Origin of the sequence: Imhoffiella purpurea (assembly GCF_000585215.1) — a bacterium.
Classification (GTDB): Bacteria; Pseudomonadota; Gammaproteobacteria; order Chromatiales; family Chromatiaceae; genus Imhoffiella; species Imhoffiella purpurea.
Genome location: NZ_AONC01000042.1, coordinates 1 through 20,168 on the forward strand (window position 1 = coordinate 1; position 20,168 = coordinate 20,168).

At 65.0% G+C, this 20,168-nt stretch carries 20 protein-coding genes; 16 read left to right on the forward strand and 4 right to left on the reverse strand.

The window, feature by feature from the left end; all coding sequences use genetic code 11:
- Window positions 1-155: 155 nt before the first annotated feature.
- Window positions 156-1,478 (reverse strand): TRZ/ATZ family hydrolase, encoded by a 1,323-nt coding sequence (locus D779_RS14040; RefSeq protein ID WP_043755217.1) that lies wholly within the window; start codon window positions 1,476-1,478, stop codon window positions 156-158.
- Window positions 1,479-1,546: 68 nt separating this feature from the next.
- Between D779_RS14040 and mtnA the strand changes: the two genes are divergently transcribed.
- From mtnA to D779_RS14080, 8 genes are all read left to right on the forward strand, one after another.
- Entirely contained in the window at window positions 1,547-2,602 is a 1,056-nt protein-coding gene (mtnA, locus tag D779_RS14045; protein WP_043755218.1) for an S-methyl-5-thioribose-1-phosphate isomerase, read from the forward strand.
- A gap of 113 nt (window positions 2,603-2,715) precedes the next feature.
- The gene (locus D779_RS14050; RefSeq protein WP_232424194.1) at window positions 2,716-3,765 is read left to right on the forward strand and encodes an EAL domain-containing protein; all 1,050 of its coding nucleotides are present in this window, start codon (window positions 2,716-2,718) and stop codon (window positions 3,763-3,765) included.
- A 162-nt stretch (window positions 3,766-3,927) separates the two neighbouring features.
- Window positions 3,928-6,558 (forward strand): DNA gyrase subunit A, encoded by a 2,631-nt coding sequence (gene gyrA / locus D779_RS14055; RefSeq protein WP_043755220.1) that lies wholly within the window; start codon window positions 3,928-3,930, stop codon window positions 6,556-6,558.
- 26 nt (window positions 6,559-6,584) lie between these two features.
- A complete protein-coding gene (serC, locus tag D779_RS14060; protein WP_043755222.1) occupies window positions 6,585-7,667 on the forward strand; it encodes a 3-phosphoserine/phosphohydroxythreonine transaminase in 1,083 nt (360 codons plus the stop codon).
- A gap of 110 nt (window positions 7,668-7,777) precedes the next feature.
- Window positions 7,778-8,947 (forward strand): phosphoglycerate dehydrogenase, encoded by a 1,170-nt coding sequence (locus D779_RS14065; RefSeq protein WP_043755225.1) that lies wholly within the window; start codon window positions 7,778-7,780, stop codon window positions 8,945-8,947.
- Window positions 8,948-8,962: 15 nt separating this feature from the next.
- Complete coding sequence (gene pheA, locus D779_RS14070) at window positions 8,963-10,060, forward strand: prephenate dehydratase (RefSeq protein WP_043755227.1); 1,098 nt, start codon at window positions 8,963-8,965, stop codon at window positions 10,058-10,060.
- Window positions 10,061-10,217: 157 nt separating this feature from the next.
- Window positions 10,218-11,330 (forward strand): histidinol-phosphate transaminase, encoded by a 1,113-nt coding sequence (hisC, locus tag D779_RS14075; RefSeq protein ID WP_043755230.1) that lies wholly within the window; start codon window positions 10,218-10,220, stop codon window positions 11,328-11,330.
- Window positions 11,327-12,193, forward strand: coding sequence for a prephenate dehydrogenase (locus D779_RS14080; protein WP_043755232.1), 867 nt, complete (start codon window positions 11,327-11,329; stop codon window positions 12,191-12,193). Before hisC ends, D779_RS14080 begins: the two co-directional genes overlap by 4 nt.
- Window positions 12,194-12,314: 121 nt before the next feature.
- Here D779_RS14080 and D779_RS14085 read toward each other — a convergent pair whose 3' ends face one another.
- Together D779_RS14085 and D779_RS14090 are read right to left on the reverse strand one after the other, a co-directional pair.
- The gene (locus tag D779_RS14085) at window positions 12,315-12,998 is read right to left on the reverse strand and encodes a hypothetical protein (protein WP_043755234.1); all 684 of its coding nucleotides are present in this window, start codon (window positions 12,996-12,998) and stop codon (window positions 12,315-12,317) included.
- Window positions 12,999-13,025: 27 nt separating this feature from the next.
- Complete coding sequence (locus D779_RS14090) at window positions 13,026-13,397, reverse strand: Mth938-like domain-containing protein (protein ID WP_043755236.1); 372 nt, start codon at window positions 13,395-13,397, stop codon at window positions 13,026-13,028.
- Window positions 13,398-13,499: 102 nt separating this feature from the next.
- Between D779_RS14090 and gltX the strand changes: the two genes are divergently transcribed.
- The gene (gltX, locus tag D779_RS14095) at window positions 13,500-14,915 is read left to right on the forward strand and encodes a glutamate--tRNA ligase (protein ID WP_043755238.1); all 1,416 of its coding nucleotides are present in this window, start codon (window positions 13,500-13,502) and stop codon (window positions 14,913-14,915) included.
- Window positions 14,916-14,928: 13 nt separating this feature from the next.
- Here the strand turns inward: gltX and D779_RS14100 are convergent, their stop codons facing one another.
- Window positions 14,929-15,246 (reverse strand): DUF1840 domain-containing protein, encoded by a 318-nt coding sequence (locus D779_RS14100; RefSeq protein ID WP_043755240.1) that lies wholly within the window; start codon window positions 15,244-15,246, stop codon window positions 14,929-14,931.
- A 153-nt stretch (window positions 15,247-15,399) separates the two neighbouring features.
- Between D779_RS14100 and D779_RS14105 the strand changes: the two genes are divergently transcribed.
- The 7 genes from D779_RS14105 to D779_RS23295 are packed head-to-tail and all read left to right on the forward strand — an operon-like array spanning window position 15,400 to window position 20,059.
- Window positions 15,400-17,073: a glutamine--tRNA ligase/YqeY domain fusion protein gene (locus D779_RS14105; RefSeq protein WP_043755243.1), complete on the forward strand. Its 1,674-nt coding sequence runs from the start codon at window positions 15,400-15,402 to the stop codon at window positions 17,071-17,073.
- The gene (locus D779_RS14110) at window positions 17,070-17,651 is read left to right on the forward strand and encodes a DinB family protein (protein WP_043755244.1); all 582 of its coding nucleotides are present in this window, start codon (window positions 17,070-17,072) and stop codon (window positions 17,649-17,651) included. The genes D779_RS14105 and D779_RS14110 overlap by 4 nt, the downstream gene beginning before the upstream one ends.
- A gap of 4 nt (window positions 17,652-17,655) precedes the next feature.
- Complete coding sequence (locus D779_RS14115) at window positions 17,656-18,303, forward strand: uracil-DNA glycosylase (RefSeq protein ID WP_043755246.1); 648 nt, start codon at window positions 17,656-17,658, stop codon at window positions 18,301-18,303.
- A 48-nt stretch (window positions 18,304-18,351) separates the two neighbouring features.
- Window positions 18,352-18,474 (forward strand): hypothetical protein, encoded by a 123-nt coding sequence (locus D779_RS23150; protein WP_269747392.1) that lies wholly within the window; start codon window positions 18,352-18,354, stop codon window positions 18,472-18,474.
- Window positions 18,475-18,485: 11 nt separating this feature from the next.
- Window positions 18,486-18,908: a PaaI family thioesterase gene (locus tag D779_RS14120; protein ID WP_043755250.1), complete on the forward strand. Its 423-nt coding sequence runs from the start codon at window positions 18,486-18,488 to the stop codon at window positions 18,906-18,908.
- A 2-nt stretch (window positions 18,909-18,910) separates the two neighbouring features.
- Window positions 18,911-19,684, forward strand: a complete 774-nt coding sequence (locus D779_RS14125) for a competence/damage-inducible protein A (protein ID WP_043755252.1) — start codon at window positions 18,911-18,913, stop codon at window positions 19,682-19,684.
- Between the two features lie 36 nt (window positions 19,685-19,720).
- Entirely contained in the window at window positions 19,721-20,059 is a 339-nt protein-coding gene (locus D779_RS23295) for a YfiR family protein (protein WP_408606015.1), read from the forward strand.
- Window positions 20,060-20,168 lie beyond the last annotated feature (109 nt).

The window sequence follows — 20,168 nt, forward strand, 5'->3', positions numbered from 1 at the left end:
GGGCTTTATCCCGAAACCCCTGACTCCCATAAGGAGCCAGGGGTTTCTTCTTTGCGCGTGAGAAAATAAAACCGCAATGACGCTAAGGGCGCGAAGAGATGCGCCCTATTGGATGATGATTTTTATGTTTGAAGGTTCGAGGACTTTGTCTGCCTTTATCCCTGGTGATGCTCTGCCAGACGGCTTCCCCAGACCTGTGCGGCTGAGATCGTTTCGGCCGGATTCAGGGTCAATGGGGCGCCGTCCTTGATGACCTGATGTCCTTGAATCCATACCTGACGCACCTGATGCCGTCCAGCGGCATACACGAGGTGAGAGGTTGGATTGTAGAGCGGTTGCGTGTGCGAATCGCGAAGATCGACGGCGACCAGATCGGCCGATTTTCCCACTTCCAGAGATCCTATTTCGTCATCCAATCCAAGTGCTTTGGCACCATTGATCGTCGCCATGCGCAGTGCGGCATGGGCTGGAACGGCCGCTGCCGAGTTTGCGACCCCTTTGCCGAGCAGGGCTGCCGTGCGCATCTCGCCCAGCAGGTTGAGATCGTTGTTGCTGGCGGCTCCGTCCGTTCCGAGCGCGACATTGACACCTGCGCTCAGCAGTTTGGCGACCGGACAGAATCCGCTGGCAAGCTTCAGGTTCGATTCCGGGCAGTGCACGACGTGTGCTCCAGTCTCGGCGAGCCGCTGGATCTCGTCGTCTTCCAGTTGGGTCATATGGATGGATGCCAGGGATGGACCCATCAGGCCGAGTCGGTCGATTCGGGCGAAGGGTCTCTCGCCATGATCCCGCAGCGACTGGACGACCTCGTCGTGCGTTTCGTGGAGATGGAGGTGAATGGGAACCTCCAGCTCATCGGCCAGCGCTGCGAGGCGTTGCAGCGGGGCATCGGAGACCGCATAGGGCGAATGGGGGGCGAAGGCGACTCGGATCAATGGGTGATCGCGATACTGATCCTGCAGTGCCAGTCCTTTGGCGATGTACTGGTCCGCGGAATCGGCATAGCCGGTCGGAAAGTCGACCACGATCATGCCGATGACGGCACGCATGCCGGCCTCTGCCGTTACCTGGGCGGTGACCTCCGGGTAGAAATACATGTCGTTGTAACAGGTGACCCCGCCGCGCAGCATCTCCAGTACGGCCAGCCGGGTGCCGTCGCCGACGAAGCTCGGGTCGACCCAGCGCTTCTCGGTCGGCCAGATGTGATCGTGAAGCCAGGTCATGAGCGGCAGATCGTCCGCCAATCCGCGCATCAGGGTCATGGCCGCGTGGGTATGGGCGTTGACCAAACCGGGGATGAGCGCATGTCCGGGCAGCTCGATCACCCGCTCGGCCTGGATCGAGCGCCGAGCCTCCTCGTAGGGGAGGACGGCCTGTATACGACCGTCCGCGATGGCGACGGCGTGGTCGGTCAGTTGCCGATTCTTTGGATCGACGGGAAGCACCCATTGCGCATGAATGAGGAGTTCGGCTTGCATCGCTCGGTCCTTTGGTTGTGGCTGCGAATAAGAGAGAATGCGCGGCAAAATGCCATAAGGAGCCTTCGATGAAAACCACGACCCCGACCGTTCCGACCCCAGACGATGCCGCCGTCTGGCACGAGGGCCGTCTCTATCTCGCGGATCAGCGCATCCTGCCCGAACGGGCCGAGTTCCTCTCCTACGATCGGGCGGACGCGGTCGCGGATGCGATTCGGGCGATGGTCGTCCGCGGGGCCCCCGCCATCGGTGTCGCCGCGGCCTATGGCGTCGTGCTGGCCGGGCGCTCGGCCTTCGCCTCGGCTGGGAGCGACTGGAAGACGGCGATCGAGGCCGACCTGGAGCGCTTGGCCGCCTCGCGCCCCACGGCGGTCAATCTTTTCTGGGCGATCCGTCGTATGCGTGCGCTGATCGAGCAGCTGGATACGACCGACCCGACCGAGCGTCTGCTTCGGGAGGCGATCGCCATCCATGACGAGGATCGCGCGGCGAACCGTCGTCTCGGCGATCTGGGGGCCGAATTGATCGAGGGGCCGACCGAGGTCATCACCCATTGCAATGCCGGTGCGGCTGCCACCGGCGGTTACGGCACTGCGCTTGGGGTGGTGCGCAGCGCCTACGCCGCCGGCAAGATCACCCGGGTCTATGCCGACGAGACGCGTCCCTGGATGCAGGGATCGCGTCTCACAGCCTGGGAACTCATGCACGACGGCATTCCGGTGACCCTGCAGGCGGATGGTGCCGCGGCCAGCCTGATGGCGACTGGAGGCGTAGGCTGGGTGATCGTGGGCTCGGACCGCATCGCGGCCAACGGCGACGTTGCCAACAAGATCGGAACCTATGGCCTGGCCGTGATGGCCAAATATCATGGGATCAAATTCATGGTGGCGGCGCCTACCTCGACCATCGACATGGAGGTCGCCTCGGGTGCCGAGATCCCGATCGAGGAGCGCGATCCGGAGGAACTCCTGAGCTGCGGCGGACGGCGTCTGGCCCCTGAGGGTTGCGTCGCCCGCAATCCGGTCTTCGACGTCACCCCCGCCTCTCTCGTGGATGCGATCGTCACCGAGAAAGGGGTCGTCTTGGATCCGACGCCGGAGAAGATGTGCGAACTCATGCGTTGAGCTGCCCTTCCGTCGTGCCGGGATGAGGGGGCGATCCAGACCCTCATGCCGGCGTGACCGATGGTGCAAAGGGGGCCCTCAAGATGCCTTGTAGACAATGCCGAAAGCCCCCCGTGCTGTTCGAAGGTCAGGGCGATCTTTTGATCACCTGCAGCGTGCGCGAGCTGCTCGACAAGGTCGTCGAGGTTCTCGACCGATACGGCTTCGTTCAGTCACGGGACGATATGGTGGTCACGCTCGCGGATACCCGTCTGGTCGAGTTCCTGGAGACTGTGCGCGATTCGCGGCCGTTCAACGCGAGCGAGGCCGCCGACATCTCGGTCCTGCAACTTGCGTCGGGCGAGGTATTGAGCTTTCAGAGCTTCAATCGGGCACGGACGCTGGACCTTTGGCTGGAACTGCTGGATGCGCGCGATCTGGTCGAGGTGGTCGCCCGGAAATCCTTCCTATCCTGGTTCCAGCCCATTCTGAGCGCGACAGACGGTTCGGTCGTGGGCCACGAATCCTTGCTGCGCGCCAGACGTCCGGACGGTGGGCTGATGTTTCCCGGTGAGATCTTTTCCAAGGCGCTCACCAGCGATCTGCTGTTCCAGGTGGATCGGCTCGCTCGGGTCTCGGCCTTGCGCTGCGCGGCGCACGTTGGGGTCGAGGGTCTGCTGTTTATCAATTTCGTTCCGACGGCCATCTACGACCCCGCGCACTGTCTGCAGACCACGGTTCGTTGGGCGAATCGGCTCGGTTTCGAGCCGCATCAGATCGTGTTCGAAGTGGTCGAGACCGAGAAGGTCGAAGACATCGATCACCTCAAGCGCATTCTCGACTTCTATCGCGAGGTCGGCTATCGCGTCGCCTTGGACGACGTGGGCAGCGGCTATGCCTCCCTCAATCTCCTGGCATTGCTCAAGCCCGACATCATCAAGGTGGACATGGGAATCATGCGCCATATCCATCTCGACCGCGAACGTCAGGCTATCTTCAAGGCGCTCGTCGGTATCGCGCGCGAGCTCGGTATTCAGGTCCTGGCCGAGGGGCTCGAGTCCGAGGGCGAGCTGGCATATGCCGTCGAGCATGGCGCCGATCTGGTTCAGGGCTATTTGTTCGCCAGGCCCGCGCCCGATCTGAGCGTTCCGGATGGAATCGGGTACTGGAACGATCGGGCTTGAGCTGGTCGGCCAAGGAGAAGCGGTATCGCCTGGCGAGGATGCAGGTGTCGGCGGTGAGAGCGGCTCATGCCCTGTCATGATAGAATCGACCGGTTTAGAACAGCCTGATGTGGCGTCGCGCGAGACGTCATAAGGGTCTCACCAAGTCGGTTCATCACGCCCATGCCAGATTTCGCCAGAGAAGTCCTGCCAATCAATCTCGAAGACGAGATGCGCCAGTCCTATCTCGATTACGCCATGAGCGTCATCGTCGGACGAGCACTCCCCGACGTCCGCGACGGACTCAAGCCCGTGCACCGGCGCGTCCTCTTCTCCATGCACGAGCAGGGCAACGTCTGGAACCGCGCCTATCGCAAGTCCGCCCGCGTGGTGGGCGACGTCATGGGTAAGTATCACCCGCACGGTGACGCGGCCATCTACGACACCATGGTGCGCATGGCCCAGCCCTTCTCCATGCGCTATCTGCTGGTCGACGGTCAAGGCAACTTCGGCTCGGTCGACGGGGACCCTCCGGCGGCGATGCGCTATACCGAAGTGCGCATGAAGCGCATCTCGGAGGCCCTGCTGGACGACCTGGACAAGGATACGGTCGACTTCGTCCCCAACTACGACAACACCGAGCAGGAGCCCTCGGTACTGCCGGCGCGTATTCCGAACCTGCTCGTCAACGGTTCCTCCGGCATCGCCGTCGGCATGGCGACCAACATCCCGCCGCACAATCTGCGGGAGGTCATCGATGCCTGTCTGGCCATCATCGACAATCCTCTGACGACCCTCGACGAGCTGATGGAGCTGGTTCCAGGGCCGGACTTCCCGACCGCCGCCCTGATCAATGGGGTACGTGGGATCCGCGAGGCCTATCGGACCGGCCGCGGCCGCTGCGTGATGCGCGCCCGGACCACCACCGAGGTCCAGTCGCGCAGCGGGCGCGAGGCCATCGTCGTCACCGAGCTGCCCTATCAGGTCAACAAGGCGCGGCTTCTGGAGCGCATCGCCGAGCTGGTCAAGGAAAAGAAGATCGAGGGCATCGCCCATGACGGTCTGCGCGACGAGTCCGACAAGGACGGCATGCGCATCGTCATCGAGCTCAAGCGCGACACCCATGCCGAGGTGCTGCTGAACAACCTCTACCAGCATACCCAGATGCAGCAGGTGTTCGGCATCAACATGGTCGCTCTGGTCGACGGCCAGCCGCTGACCCTCAACCTCAAGCAGGTGCTGGAGTACTTCCTGCGGCATCGTCGCGACGTGGTGACGCGCCGCACCCTCTACGAGCTGCGCAAGGCCCGCGATCGGGCGCACGTCTTGGAAGGCTACGCCATCGCGCTGGCGAACATCGACGAGGTCATCGCCACCATCAAGGCATCGGCCAGTCCCGCCGATGCGCGCGAGCGTCTGATGGAGCGGGCCTGGCTGCCCGGTGCCGTGACCGGCATGCTGGAGCGCGCCGGTGCCGAGACGACCCGTCCGGAGGATCTGGCGGCGGGCCTGGGGCTCACGGAGGACGGCTATCGGCTCAGCGAGCGCCAGGCCAAGGCGATCCTGGACCTGCAACTCCATCGTCTCACCGGTCTGGAGCAGGAGAAGATCCTCAAGGAGTTCGAGGAGATCCTCGAGAAGATCGCCGCCCTGCTGCTGATCCTGTCCGATCCCGACCGTCTGATGGAGGTGATCCGCGACGAACTGGTCGCCGTCCGCGAGCAGTTCGGCGACGATCGCCGCACCGAGATCCAGATCGACCATACGGATCTGACCCTGGAGGATCTGATCGCCCCCGAGGATCTGGTGGTGACCCTTTCGCACCAGGGCTACGCCAAGGCCCAGCCGATCAGCGACTACCAGGCCCAGAAGCGCGGCGGCAAGGGCCGCAGCGCCACCTCCTTCCGCGAGGAGGACTTCATCGACCGCATCTTCGTCGCCAACTCGCACGACACTGTGCTCTGTTTCTCGAGTCGCGGCCGGGTCTACTGGCTCAAGGTCTACGAGTTCCCGCAGGCCGGGCGCGGCGCGCGCGGGCGCCCCATGGTCAACCTGCTGCCGCTGGAGCCCAACGAGCGCATCAATGCCATGCTGCCGGTGCGCGACTATGAGGAAGGCTATTACGTCTTCATGGCGACCAGCGCCGGAACGGTCAAGAAGACCGCGCTGAAGGATTTCTCGCGGCCGCTCTCGCGCGGCATCATCGCCATCGACCTGCGCGACGACGAGTATCTGATCGGCGTGGCCATCACCGACGGCAAGCAGGACCTGATGCTCTTCACCTCGGCCGGCAAGGCGGTGCGTTTCCCCGAGGAACAGGTCCGGGTGATGGGGCGCACCGCGCACGGCGTGCGCGGCGTCATGCTCAAGGAGGATCAGCGGGTCATCTCGCTGGTGGTGCCCGAGCCGGGGACCGTGCTCAGCGTCACCGAGCACGGCTACGGCAAGCGGACCCGGGTCGAGGAATTCCCCACCAAGGGGCGCGGAACCCAGGGCGTCATCGGCATCGGCGCCTCGGAGCGCAACGGCGCCCAGGTCGGCGCCGTGCTGGTGCGGCCCGGTGACGAGATCATGCTGATCACCGAGGGTGGGACATTGGTCCGCACCTGCGTGGACGAGATCCCGACGGTCGGCCGCAGCGCTCAGGGCGTCAAGCTCATCAATCTCGCCGAGGGCGAGCGCCTGGTCTTCGTCGAGCGTATCGTCGCCCTCGAGGGCGACAAAGAGAACGGCGGTGCCGAAGAGGATGCCGCCGCGGATCCGGACGATGCCGCGGATCCGCAAGAGGGTGTCGACTCCGACACCGACGATTAACCGAAACCTCTATGGGGAATGTCAGAATGGCTCGCGTCTACAACTTCAGCGCCGGTCCGGCGATGCTGCCCGAACCGGTCCTCTCCCAGGCACGGGACGAGATGCTCGATTGGCAGGGAAGCGGCATGTGCGTGGCCGAGATGAGCCACCGCGGCAAGGAATTCATGTCCATCGCCGCCCAAGCCGAGGCCGATCTGCGCGAGCTGTTGAAGATCCCGGCCAACTACAAGGTGCTCTTTCTGCAGGGTGGCGCCTCGACCCAGTTCTCCGCCGTACCCATGAACCTGCTGCACGGCGGGGGCAAGGCCGATTACCTCAACACGGGGTCCTGGTCGAAGAAGGCTATCGCCGAGGCGCGCCGCTTCTGCGAGGTGAACGTTGCCGCGGCCACCGACGACTGCAAGTTCACCCGTGCCCCCACTCAGGAAGAGCTCGCGCTCGGCGCGGAGGCGGCCTACGTCCACTACACCCCGAACGAGACCATCGAGGGCGTGGAGTTCCCCTATGTGCCCGAGACCAACGGCAAGCCTCTGGTCGCCGATATGTCCTCGACCCTGCTGTCGCGCCCGGTCGATGTCTCCAAGTACGGTCTCATCTATGCCGGGGCACAGAAGAACATCGGCCCGGCCGGGCTGACCATCGTCATCGTGCGCGAGGATCTCATCGGCCAGCCCATCGCCGGCACCCCGACCATGCTCGACTACAAGGTCCAGGCCGACGGCGATTCCATGTACAACACCCCGCCGACCTATGCCTGGTATCTGGCCGGACTGGTGTTCCAATGGCTCAAGGACAAGGGCGGGCTGGAGGCCATGGCCGAGATCAACGCCCGTAAGGCGAAGCGTCTCTACGACATCATCGACGCCTCCGCCTTCTACAACAATCCGGTCGATCCCCAGGCCCGCTCCTGGATGAACGTCCCCTTCACCCTGGCCAATCCGGAACTGGACGACCGCTTCCTCAAGGAGGCCAAGTCCGCCGGTCTGACCACCCTCAAGGGGCACAGGTCCGTCGGCGGCATGCGCGCGAGCATCTACAACGCCATGCCCGAAGAAGGGGTTGAGGCGCTGGTCGCTTTCATGCAAGAGTTCGAGCGCACGCAGGGCTGAATTCAGTGGGCAGCGATCAGTGGTCGGTCGTCGGCCGCCTGTGGCTCCGGCCGCTGATGCTCCCCACTTCTTCTCACTGAACGCTGTTCACTGACGAGCCACGACTTCCTATGTTCAAGATCCAGACGTTGAATAACATCTCCGTGGTCGGCCTGGAGCGGCTTCCGCGCGACTTCTACGAGGTGGCATCCGAGATCAGCCACCCGGACGCCATCCTGGTCCGCTCGGCCAAGATGCACGACATGGAGATTCCGGAGACCGTCAAGGCCATCGGTCGCGCCGGGGCGGGAACCAACAATGTCCCGGTGGCGGACATGACCGCTCGCGGCGTGGCCGTGTTCAATGCGCCCGGTGCCAATGCCAACGCGGTCAAGGAACTGGTGCTCGCCGGTATGCTGATGAGCGCGCGCAACATACCCCAGGCATGGCATTTCGCCCGCGGCCTGTCGGGCGAGGACGCGGCGATCAACGAGGCGGTCGAGTCCGGCAAGAAGCGGTTCGCCGGTTTCGAGCTGCCTGGGCGGACACTCGGCGTGATCGGACTCGGCGCCATCGGGGTCAGGGTCGCCAACGCGGCGCGCGCCCTCGGCATGCAGGTCATCGGTTACGATCCGAGTATCACCGTGAGCCGAGCCTGGCAGCTCGAGAGGGACGTCCAGGCCGCGCTCAGCATCGACGATCTGCTGTCGCGCTCCGATTTCGTCACCTTCCACGTGCCGCTCAACGAGCACACCAGACACATGATCAATGCCGAGCGCATCCAGCTGATGCCCAAGGGGGCGGTACTGCTGAATTTCTCGCGCTCCGGCATCCTCGACGACGACGCCGTGGTCACCGCCCTGGATCAGGGCCATCTCTACGCCTATTGCTGCGACTTTCCGAGCAACCTGCTGAAGGACCATCCGCGCGTCATCACCTTGCCCCATCTGGGCGCCTCGACCAAGGAGGCCGAGGACAACTGCGCCATCATGGTCGCCGATCAGGTCCGCGACTATCTTGAGAACGGCAACGTGACCAACTCGGTCAATTTCCCCGAGATCAGCCTGCCGCGCACCGGTGGCCAGCGACTGGCGATCGTCAACAGCAACGTGCCGAACATGGTCGGTCAGATCTCGACCGATCTGGCCGATGCCGGGATCAATATCGTCGACATGCTCAACCGCTCGCGCGCGGATGTCGCCGTGACCCTGATCGATCTCGAGCAGCCCTGTCCCGCGGATACAGTGGCGCGGATTCGGGCGATCCATGGGGTGCTCTCGGTGCGCTGCCTCGGCTGCTGACCGGAGGCATCGACGATGACGACAGGCAGCACGGAAGACGAGCTCGACGCGGTCCGCCAGCGGATCGACGACATCGATCAGGAGATTCTGCAGCTGATCAGCGAGCGCGCCCGCTGCGCCCAGCGGGTCGCGCACATCAAGACGGAATCCGATGGACGGGCGGTGCAGTTCTACCGTCCGGAGCGCGAGGTCTCGATCCTGCGCCGGATCAAGGAATCCAATCCCGGACCGCTCGACGGCGAGGAGATGGCACGTCTCTTCCGCGAGATCATGTCCGCCTGTCTGGCCCTGGAGCGTCCGCTCAACGCCGCCTTTCTCGGGCCCGAGGGAACCTTCACCCAGGCCGCCGCCATCAAGCATTTCGGTCACTCGGTCGTCACCAAGGCGATGGCGACCATCGACGAGATCTTCCGCGAGGTCGAGGCCGGCGCCTGCGATTTCGGCGTGGTGCCGGTCGAGAACTCCACCGAGGGCGTGGTCAACCATACCCTGGATCTCTTCATGAGTTCGCCGCTGCGCATCACCGGCGAGGTGTCGCTGCGGATTCATCATCATCTGATGAGCAAGGAAACCGATCTCGCCGCGATCCGCACCATCTATTCGCATCAGCAATCGCTCGCCCAGTGCCGCGGCTGGCTCGATCGCTATCTTCCGCATGCCGAGCGCGTTCCGGTCGGCAGCAACGCCGATGCGGCGCGGATCGCGGCGGACGATCCGGGAGGCGCCGCCGTCGCCGGGTTCCAGGCGGCCGAGATCTACGGTCTCGAGGTGCTCGCCGAGCGGATCGAGGACGATCCGGGCAATACCACCCGCTTCCTGGTGATCGGCAAGCAGGATTCACCGCCGAGCGGACAGGACAAGACCAGCCTGCTGCTCTCCTGCCGCAACAAGTCGGGTGGCCTGCACGCCCTGCTGCTGCCGCTGGCGGCCCACGGGATCAGCATGACCCGTATCGAGTCGCGCCCCTCGCGCCGCGGCATCTGGGACTACGTCTTCTTCATCGACATCATGGGACACCGTCAGGACCTGCCGGTCGCCGCAGCCTTGGAGCATCTGGAGAAGGATGCCCTGCTGTTCAAGGTCCTGGGCTCCTATCCGGTGGCCGTGATGTGATCATCCAACCGGAATACGGCCATTGAACCGCGAAGGACGCGAAGCGTTCGAGCGTCGGGATGGGGCATGCATGGATGCGTCGTTCCATCTCGTCGAATGTTTTTCGCCTCTGCGGTGCCGATCGCCGGGTTCAGGTACAACGCATGCGTGACTTCCAATGACCCAAGCTGAAAATCCCTTCCTCGGCATCGCCGCACCCTGGATCTCCGGACTGAATCCCTATGTGCCGGGCAAGCCGGTGTCCGAACTGGAGCGCGAGCTCGGTATCCGCGACTCGGTGAAACTGGCCTCCAACGAGAATCCGCTCGGCCCGGGCGCCAAGGCGCGCGAGGCCATCGCCGCCTGTCTGGCCGAGCTCGGCCGCTATCCCGACGGCGGCGGTTTCGATTTGCGCCGCGCGCTCGCCGACTACCATCAGGTCTCGCCGGCTGCGATCACCATCGGCAACGGCTCGAACGACATCCTGGACATCATCGCCCGCGTCTTTCTGCAACCGGGTGTCGAGTCCGTCTTCTCCGAGTATTCCTTCGCGGTCTATCCGATCGCGACCCAGTCGGTGGGTGCGACGGCGCGCGTCGCCAAGGCGCGCGATTACGGATACGATCTCGATGCCATGTCGGATCTGGTGAACGCGCGTACCCGCGTGGTCTGGATCGCCAACCCCAACAACCCGACGGGCACCTGGCTCTCGGCCGAGCGGCTCCGGTCCTTCATCGGCTCCCTGCCCAAGACCTGCATCGTGGTGGTGGACGAGGCCTATACCGAATACGTCTCCGAGCCGGACTTCCCGGACGCCACCCACTGGGTCGAGACCTTTCCCAACCTGATCGTGCTCCGGACCTTCTCCAAGGCCCACGGTCTGGCCGCGCTGCGCGTCGGCTACGGCATCAGCGATCCGCGTCTCGCCGATCTGCTCAACCGCATTCGTCAGCCGTTCAACGTCAACGCCCCGGCCCAGGCCGGGGCCGCGGCGGCCATCCACGACCGTGATCACGTCCGCGCCTCGGTCGAACTCAATCGCGCTGGCATGAAGCAGCTGACCGGCGCCTTTCAGGAGATGGGGCTCGACTACATCCCCTCGGTCGGCAACTTCGTCATGCTCGATCTGGGGCGTCCGGCCGCCCCCATCAACGAGGCGCTGCTGAGGCTCGGGGTCATCGTGCGTCCGGTCGGGAACTATGGTCTGCCCAACCATTTGCGGATCAGCATCGGTCTGGAGCAGGAGAACGCCCGCTTCATCGCCGCGCTCAAGGACGTGCTCGCCGCATGATCGAGCGCCTCGCCATCCTCGGGGTCGGGCTGATCGGCGGTTCCCTGGCGCGCGCGCTGCGCGGCGCCGATGCGGTCGGCGAGGTGGTCGGCTGCGGCCGCTCGCTGCCGAACCTCGAGCGCGCGGTCGAGCTGGGCGTGATCGATCGATTCACCCAGAGTCCGGGCGATGCCGTCGCGGGGGCCGACATGGTCTTCGTGGCGGTTCCCTTGGGGGCCATGAAGGGCGTCTTTTCCGCGATCCGCGACCGGCTCGAGCCCGGGGCCGTGGTGACCGATGGGGGTAGCGTGAAGGGAAGCGTCGTGGCCGACGCCCTGTCCGCCTTCGAGGCGGTCCCGCCGCGCCTGGTCCCCGGGCATCCGATCGCGGGAACCGAGTGCAGTGGCGTCGAGGCGTCCTTCGCCGAGCTCTACGAGAATCGCCGGGTGATCCTGACCCCCTTGCCGGAGACGGATCCCGACGCCCTGGCGCGGGTCACGGCCATGTGGGAGACCTGCGGGGCCGAGGTGACCCGCATGTCGGTCGCGCACCACGACGAGGTGCTGGCCGCGACCAGCCATCTGCCCCATATGCTCGCCTTCGGCCTGGTCGACGCGCTCGCGCGCATGCGCGAGAACGACGAGATCTTCCGCTATGCCGCGGGCGGTTTCCGCGACTTCACCCGTATCGCCTCGAGCAGTCCGGTCATGTGGCGCGACATCTGTCTCGCCAACCGCGAGGCGCTCAGCGCCATGCTCGCCCGCTTCGGTATCGAGATGACGGATCTGGCCGAAAGCATTCGCCGCGCCGATGGCGATCGTCTGCTCGAGATCTTCGAACGTGCCAAGGCCGCGCGCGACCGCTACGTCGACAGCGCACGCTAGACCGCGTCACCCGCAGTAGCTGCTGGTGTCGGTGCGGCTTCGGCTGCGAAGCCCGTGCGTATCGGAAACAGGCGGTCGAAGCCGAATCTGAGATTCCCCCCCCGATACGCCCTCGAAAGACTCAAGACGCTGGCGATGTCGCAGCCCGCAACGGGTCCAGCACCTTCGGGAAGTCGGCCGGGTTGACATATTGGATGACGACACGCCCATCGGGATCGCGGCCGATATCGATTCCGCGTGTCGGATAGAGCCAGTGGACGATGCCCGTCTCGGTTTCGGTGAGGCGCTCCCCGGGCTCTCCGAAGCGCTGCTTCAGCAGCGCCTCGTCCAATCGTGCCTTGGGCAGGTAGCTGATCGCGCGTATCGGTCTCTCCGCCATCCGTTCGGCGTCGACAGGATCGAGCTTGATCTTCTTGCCGCCGCTCGGGAGCTGACTGATCCGCAATCCGCGATCGAAGGCGGTTGCCAGGGTGGCGTCATCCACATCCATCGTAATGACGAAATCGGCCCTCAGACGCTGGAGATAGATGCGTTCGAAATAGGCTTCGACACTGTCGCTGGGCGGGCTGCCGAGGGTTCGGAACAGATTCAGCTCGCCTTCCTCGCCGAAGGTGTCCCGAACCTCGTTCAGTGTCGTCTCGCCGAGGGTGAAGCCGAAGACCCGGGTCTGTCCGGACGGTGTTAGCCCGACCCGCCAGGGCAGACGGGCGACGCCGTCATCGACCGGGTCGGGCATGATCAGGAGCATCCCGAGGAATCCCAGCACGGCGGCGGCGAGGATGGACAGGACGATGGTGCGATCCATGGTCGGAGGCTCCTGTCGTGGGCGGGTTCAGCAGCAGAGCAGGGCGGCGGCGACCCGGCGCCCCTCGGACACCAGGATGTTGTAGGTGCGGCAGGCCGCCCCGGTGTCCATGATCTCGAACCCGATCCCGCGTGACATGACATCGAAATAGACGCCCGGATCGGGGAACATCTGACTGGATCCGGTGCCGAGCACGACCACCTGCGGGGCCAGCTCAAGCAATGGCTCCAGATGTTCCGGGGTCAGCTCGGGGGGGGAGTGGGGCCCCCAGGGGGCGATGATGCGCTGCGGGGTCAGGATCAGACCCTGGGCGTAGGGGTGTCCATTGACCTGGATGCCGCCGTCGCCATAGGCCTCGATCAGGAATCCGCTGCTCTTGTCTGCCTCTGTGAATCTCATGGCGGCAACATACCCCATGGTCCGGGGAGCGAACAAGCGGACAGGGACGCAAGGCTCTGTGTAGAATCTCGCACTTTCACCTCAATACCCATCCGGAAGACCATGACAGTTCGTACCCGATTCGCTCCGTCTCCAACCGGCTATCTCCATGTGGGCGGTGCCCGCACGGCGCTCTTCTGCTACCTCTATGCCCGGAGGCATGGCGGCCAGTTCGTGCTGAGGATCGAGGACACGGACCTGGAGCGTTCCACGGCTGAATCGGTCAACGCCATCCTGGAGGGCATGACCTGGCTCGGGCTGGATTACGACGAGGGCCCCTTCTACCAGACCCAGAGGTTCGATCGCTACAACGAGGTGATCGACGAACTGCTCGACAAGGGCCTCGCCTATCGCTGCGACTGTCCCAAGGATCGGCTGGAGAAGCTGCGTGTCGACCAGATGGCGCGCAAGCAGAAGCCCCGCTACGACGGGCGCTGCCGCCACCGTCAGGTCGACCCGGATCAGCCGCACGTCATCCGCTTCAAGAACCCGGCCGACGGCGTGGTCGTGGTCGACGACCTCATCCGCGGTCGCGTCCCCTTCAGCAACGACGAGCTCGATGACCTCATCATCCGCCGCACCGACGGCTCGCCGACCTACAACCTGACCGTGGTCGTCGACGATGCCGACATGCAGATCACCCATGTCATCCGCGGCGACGACCATCTCACCAACACCCCGCGCCAGATCAACATCCTGCGCGCGCTGGGTCACGAGCCGCCGCGCTATGCCCACGTCCCCATGATCCTCGGCGACGACGGTGCCCGTCTGTCCAAGCGCCACGGCGCGGTGAGCGTCATCTCCTATCGCGACATGGGCTATCTCCCCGAGGCGCTGCTCAACTATCTGGTGCGTCTCGGCTGGTCGCACGGCGATCAGGAGGTCTTCTCGATCGAAGAGATGATCGAGGCGTTCGACATCGCCGACGTCAACAAGGCCGCCTCCAGCTTCAACACGGCCAAGCTCGACTGGCTCAACCAGCAGTATCTGCAGCATGCCGATCCGGCGCGCATCGCCCGTCTGCTGAGCCCGCAGATGGGACGCCTGGACATCGATCCGTCCACCGGGCCGGAACTGGTCGACGTGGTCAAGGCCCAGGCCGCCCGCGCCAAGACCCTGACCGAGCTGGCCGAGATCAGCGCCTTCTGCTATCGCGACTTCGATGCGTTCGACGAGGGCTCGGCCAAGAAGCATCTGCGTCTGGTCGCCCGCGAGCCGCTCGAGCGTTTGCGTGCCGGATTCGAGCTGATGGCGCACGAGGACTGGACCCAGGAGCAGCTCAAGCACGTCGTCGAGCGGGTCGCCGAGGAACTCGAGCTCAATCTCGGCAAGGTCGCCCAGCCGCTGCGGGTCGCCATCGTCGGCCGTGCCGCCTCGCCTGGCATCGAGGAGACCCTGATGCTGGTCGGCAAGGAGGCTACCCTGCGCCGCATCGACAAGGCGCTGGCCTATATCGACGCCCGCGCGGCCGCGTCTTGATCCGAATCTTCGATCAGTAATCCCACATGACGTTCTCCTCATCGGCCGCGGCGGCGGTGAGGAGTTCGATCAGCGGCAGCGCGCGGTGGGCGAGGCTGACGTGCTGGCTTTCCTCGCCGCTCTTGCGTTGGGCCGAGGATTCCGGATCCAGGGGCGCACTCGGGTGCTCGGCGACGGCGGTCTTCAGACGTTCGAGTGCGGCGGGGACGTCCTCGGCGAGCAATGCTCCAGGTACGCTGCCGCTGTGACCCATGAGCTTGATGAGCGCGACCGCCACATCGCCGAACATGGTGATGGTGGCGTAGGACTTGGTTTCGAATTTGACCAGCATCTGAGCCTCGTCTCTTGCGGCATGAGTGAAGATGGGGATCAGGATAGCGCACCTGTCTCGGTGGATGTGGTGCGAGTCCCAGGTAGATCCTTTCATTCGTCGCCGTAAACGCTAGAATGCGGCGTTCACCGATTCACCATCCCCCGAGAGACCATGACCGACGCCGCCGAGCCGCCACGCACCAATTTCATCCGCCAGATCGTCGAAGCGGACCTGGCATCCGGCAAGCACGACCGGATCGCCACGCGCTTTCCGCCCGAGCCCAACGGCTATCTGCACATCGGACACGCCAAGTCCATCGTGCTCAACTTCGGGTTGGCCCAATCCCTCGGCGGGACCTGCAACCTGCGTTTCGACGACACCAATCCGCACAAGGAGAACGTCGAGTTCGTCGAGGCCATCAAGGCGGACGTCCGCTGGCTGGGATTCGACTGGGACGATCGGCTCTATTTCGCCTCCGACTATTTCGAGCGGCTCTACGATTTCGCCGTCGAGCTGATCCAGAAGGGGCTGGCCTACGTCTGCGAGCTCGATGCCGAGCAGATGCGCGCCTATCGCGGCACCCTCACCGAGCCCGGCAAGGACAGCCCCTACCGCGACCGCACGGTGGAGGAGAACCTCGACCTCTTCAAGCGCATGCGCGCGGGCGAGTTCCCGGACGGATCCCGCACCTTGCGCGCCCGCATCGACATGGCCTCGCCCAACATCAATCTCCGCGACCCGGTGCTCTATCGCATCAAGCACGGCGTGGTGCATCACCAGACCGGCAGCGCCTGGTGTCTCTATCCGACCTACGACTACACGCATCCCATCTCGGACGCGCTCGAGGGCATCACCCATTCGCTCTGCACCCTGGAGTTCGAGGACCATCGCCCGCTCTACGACTGGTGCGTCGCCAACGTCTCGGTGCCGAGCCGGCCGCGCCAGATCGAGTTCAGCCGGCTCAATCTCGAATACACGGTGATGAGCAAGCGGCGTCTGACGGATCTGGTCGGCGAGGGCCACGTCCAGGGCTGGGACGATCCGCGCATGCCGACCATTGCCGGTCTGCGTCGGCGCGGCTACACACCGGGCGCGATCCGCGAGTTCTGCGAGCGCATCGGCGTCACCAAGTCGGACAACCTGGTCGAGATGGCGCTGTTGGAGAGTTCAATCCGCGACGACCTGGATGCCAATGCGCCGCGCCGCATGGCGGTTCTGCGTCCGCTCAAGGTGGTGCTCACCAACTATCCCGAGGACCGCGACGAGCGGATGGAGGCCGGCAATCATCCCAAGAACGCCTCCATGGGGACGCGCTCCGTTCCCTTCGGCCGCGAGATCCATATCGATCGCACCGATTTCGAGGAAGAGCCGCCCAAGGGCTTCAAGCGCCTCGTTCCCGGCGGCGAGGTGCGTTTGCGCAACGCCTACGTCATCCGCTGCGACGAGGTAATCAAGGACGCCGCCGGTGAGGTCGTCGAACTGCGGGCGAGCGTCGACATGGAGACGCTGGGCAAGAATCCGGAGGGGCGCAAGGTCAAGGGCGTCATCCATTGGGTCTCGGCGGAGCATGGCGTCAGTGCCGAGGTCCGGCTCTACGATCGTCTCTTCGGCGTGGCCACGCCCGGGGCCGGCGGCGCCGACTATCGCGAGGCCATCAATCCGGAATCGCTGACCGTCCTCACCGGCTGCATGCTGGAACCCGCCCTGCGCGGCGTCGAGCCCGGCGAGCGCTTCCAGTTCGAGCGCGAGGGCTATTTCGTCGCCGATCCGGATTCGACCCCGGATCGTCCCGTGTTCAACCTGACCGTCGGGCTGCGCGATACCTGGGGCAAGAGCCGGAAATGATCGGCCGGGCGCGGGACGAGTCGCATCCGCCGGAGACGCGGATCCCGGCGCACGAGCGCCTGGTCGCCGATCTCGGCATCCGCGTCTATGCCTCCTTCGCCTCGCCGGCGAACATCCTGCGCCGGTTCAGTTCTGAGGCGGAACGCATCATCGCGCTCAGCGGGCGTCTGACACCGGAGCAGGGGGCCTCCCCGGTGCGCATCCGCCGTTTTCCCGGGATCGAGAGCGGCAGCCGTCACTGGTCGGTCTATATGACGCTCGACCATCTGGTGATGGTCAATACCGCCATCACCGCCCTGATCCATGCCATCTGTTCCGATCGGCATCACGACATCGAGATTCGCGTGGAGGACGTCAGGCCCCACGCGGATGCCGGACCGGATCGTGTCGAGGCATTGAGCAATCTGGTCGAGCGCTACGCGCATCAGATCGAGCGCTTCGGCCCCCTGACCTCGCGCAGCCGCTATCCGCATCCCTGGTTCGGTCCGCTGACCGCCCGTCAGTGGCACGCCTTGGCCGCCGTTCACAATCGCATGCATCGGGTTCAGGTCGAAAAGATCCTGCGCCGCCTGGATTGAAGCCATGTCCCTTTCCGATTCGTCCGACCCAACCCCGGAAGCGCGCCACGCGGATCTGAAACGTCTGCATGCTGAGCTGGAGCAGTGCCGGCGCTGTCCCGGCATGTTCGGGCCGCCGGTCCACAGCCGCACGGTCCTGTCCCCGGTGATGCTGATCGGCCAGGCCCCGGGCACGCGCGAGATCGAGCAGCTCCGGCCCTTCTGCTGGACGGCCGGCAAGACGCTCTTCGGCTGGTTCGCCAAGATCGGACTGGACGAGGAGGCGATGCGCGAGCGCACGCTCATCAGCGCCGTCTGCCGCTGCTTTCCGGGCAAGAACCCCAAGGGCGGCGACCGGGTTCCAGACCGCGACGAGATTGCCCGGTGCGGCGGCTGGTGGACCGGCGAGATGCAGCTGCTGCGTCCGCGCCTGATCGTGCCGATCGGCAAGCTCGCCATCTCCCAGCTGATGGCGTGCGGCAAGCTCGACGAGGTGGTGGGACGCCAGTGGCCCTATCGCTCCGAGGCAGGGTGGGAGGCCGACGTCATCCCGTTGCCGCATTCCTCCGGCGCCTCCACCTGGTTCAAGATGGAGCCGGGCCGAACCCTGCTCGCTCAGGCGCTCGCGCTCATCGCCGCCCATCCGGCCTGGCGCGAGCTGTTGGACGAGTAGCTGCCAGCGACCAGCCTTCAGCCTCCAGCGGGGGAACGCGAGCATTCCATGTTCTTCATCGACGCCAATGCGCCGTCACCCTGTTCAGCGGCTGGCTCGACCTTCGAGGGCCGTTCCAACCGGCTGGCCGCTGGAGGCTGGCGGCTGATCGCTTTCAAACTAAACATATGAGCCCAGCTTCCATGGATCCAGATCTCCTTCGCACCTTCTTCGGCAACGACCGTTTCGCCGCCCATGTCGGCATCGAGCTGCTCGACGTCTCGCCCGGTCGCGCACGCGCCCGTCTCGAGATCGGCGAACGGCATCTGAATGCCGTGGGCGTGGCGCACGGCGCAGCCATTTTCAGCCTCGCCGATCTGGTCTTCGCGGTCGCCTCCAACGCGTACGGGACGGTCGCCCTAGGGGTCAACGTCTCCGTGTCCTTCATGAAGTCGGCGCGGCAGGGGGTGCTGGTCGCCGAGGCCGAGGAGGTGTCCATCAATCCCAAGCTGGCCACCTATCTGATCCGGGTGACCGACGAGGAGTCGAACCTGATCGCGCTCTTCCAGGGGACCGTCTACCGCAAGCGCGACGCCCTCATCGACCACATGCCCGCCGGGGACTGACCGTGAGCGCGCACCAGGAAGACGCGACCATCCGTTTCGGTCTCATCGTGATCGGCGACGAGGTGCTCAACGGCACGCGGACCGATGCGCACCGGGCCGCCTTCAAGTCGCGGATCCAGTCGCGCGGTCACGAGCTGGCCTGGAGCTGGCTGCTTCCAGACGATCCGGAGGTTCTGATCGCGCATCTGAGGTTCTCGATGGAGCGTCCGGATCCGGTCTTCGTCTGCGGCGGGATTGGCGCGACGCCGGACGATCATACCCGTCCCTGCGCCGCCCAGGCCGCCGGCGTCCCCTTGATCCGGCACCCGGAGGCGGCGCGGCTGCTCGAGGAGAAGTTCGGCGCCGAGGCCTATCCGAACCGAATCCTCATGGCCGATCTGCCCGAGGGCAGCGATTTGGTTCCCAATCCGATCAACCGGATCCCCGGCTTTTCGATTCGCCGCCACTGGTTCCTGCCGGGCTTTCCAAAGATGGCCTGGCCGATGGCCGAATGGACCCTGGACGAGGTCTTCGGACGTGGGCCGCCATTGCAGGAGTCCGCCCTGGTGGTGCGCGGCGTCCCCGAAAGTCGCCTGATACCCTTGATGAGGCGTCTCGGCGACGCCTTTCCGGCCTTCAAGCTCTTCAGTCTGCCGCACATGGATGAGGATCCCCACATCCTGCTCGGCTTCCGCGGCCACGGTGACCTGAGCGAGGCCATGAGCGCCTTGCGCCTGGAACTCGATCGGGAGTCGATCGGATATGAGATTCAGGACTCGGGGAGCCGTTCCGGGTAGGTAGTCCGGATTCCAGGTGGCATGCGTGCTCGACAGATGGGTGCGGTTTCCGTCACTTTCGAGTGGCCCGAGAGCGCCTTCTCGAATTCGCAAACGCCCTTGCGTGTCTGCCAGTTGGGCCGGGGTGGATTCGCCAAGACGCTGTCCAGCGTCGCCGGGCGTGTCGTGCAGGGACGCCGAGTCGTTTTCCGCGTCGTCGAACGTCCAGTGGCCGCCCGATTGCACCGCTGCCACGTCCTCCATATCCCGCGTTCGAGTGCCGCATCCGTGGCGGTTGCCATCCGAGAGTTGCGGGGTCATCCTGTGCTGACAGATCGGCGATCTGCCCAGCTTCGCCCACCGTGGCGGAATGATCGCACTGGTGCGGGTCGGTGATCGGCTTGGATTCGAGCGCGCCGTCGGTGGCGCGCGACGCCGAGCTGCGAGTGAGCGCCCAACTGCTCGATCTGGCCGATATCGTGGATAGCGGCGGCCGACTGATGGA

Coding starts and splice junctions, on each gene's coding strand:
- D779_RS14115 (WP_043755246.1), top strand. CDS start 17,656: ATGTCCCTTTCCGATTCGTCCGACCCAACCCCGGAAGCGCGCCACGCG.
- D779_RS14085 (WP_043755234.1), bottom strand. CDS start 12,998: ATGGATCGCACCATCGTCCTGTCCATCCTCGCCGCCGCCGTGCTGGGA.
- gyrA (WP_043755220.1), top strand. CDS start 3,928: ATGCCAGATTTCGCCAGAGAAGTCCTGCCAATCAATCTCGAAGACGAG.
- D779_RS14090 (WP_043755236.1), bottom strand. CDS start 13,397: ATGAGATTCACAGAGGCAGACAAGAGCAGCGGATTCCTGATCGAGGCC.
- pheA (WP_043755227.1), top strand. CDS start 8,963: ATGACGACAGGCAGCACGGAAGACGAGCTCGACGCGGTCCGCCAGCGG.
- D779_RS23295 (WP_408606015.1), top strand. CDS start 19,721: ATGGGTGCGGTTTCCGTCACTTTCGAGTGGCCCGAGAGCGCCTTCTCG.
- D779_RS23150 (WP_269747392.1), top strand. CDS start 18,352: ATGTTCTTCATCGACGCCAATGCGCCGTCACCCTGTTCAGCGGCTGGC.
- gltX (WP_043755238.1), top strand. CDS start 13,500: ATGACAGTTCGTACCCGATTCGCTCCGTCTCCAACCGGCTATCTCCAT.
- serC (WP_043755222.1), top strand. CDS start 6,585: ATGGCTCGCGTCTACAACTTCAGCGCCGGTCCGGCGATGCTGCCCGAA.
- D779_RS14105 (WP_043755243.1), top strand. CDS start 15,400: ATGACCGACGCCGCCGAGCCGCCACGCACCAATTTCATCCGCCAGATC.
- hisC (WP_043755230.1), top strand. CDS start 10,218: ATGACCCAAGCTGAAAATCCCTTCCTCGGCATCGCCGCACCCTGGATC.
- D779_RS14065 (WP_043755225.1), top strand. CDS start 7,778: ATGTTCAAGATCCAGACGTTGAATAACATCTCCGTGGTCGGCCTGGAG.
- D779_RS14110 (WP_043755244.1), top strand. CDS start 17,070: ATGATCGGCCGGGCGCGGGACGAGTCGCATCCGCCGGAGACGCGGATC.
- D779_RS14080 (WP_043755232.1), top strand. CDS start 11,327: ATGATCGAGCGCCTCGCCATCCTCGGGGTCGGGCTGATCGGCGGTTCC.
- D779_RS14120 (WP_043755250.1), top strand. CDS start 18,486: ATGGATCCAGATCTCCTTCGCACCTTCTTCGGCAACGACCGTTTCGCC.
- mtnA (WP_043755218.1), top strand. CDS start 1,547: ATGAAAACCACGACCCCGACCGTTCCGACCCCAGACGATGCCGCCGTC.
- D779_RS14100 (WP_043755240.1), bottom strand. CDS start 15,246: ATGCTGGTCAAATTCGAAACCAAGTCCTACGCCACCATCACCATGTTC.
- D779_RS14040 (WP_043755217.1), bottom strand. CDS start 1,478: ATGCAAGCCGAACTCCTCATTCATGCGCAATGGGTGCTTCCCGTCGAT.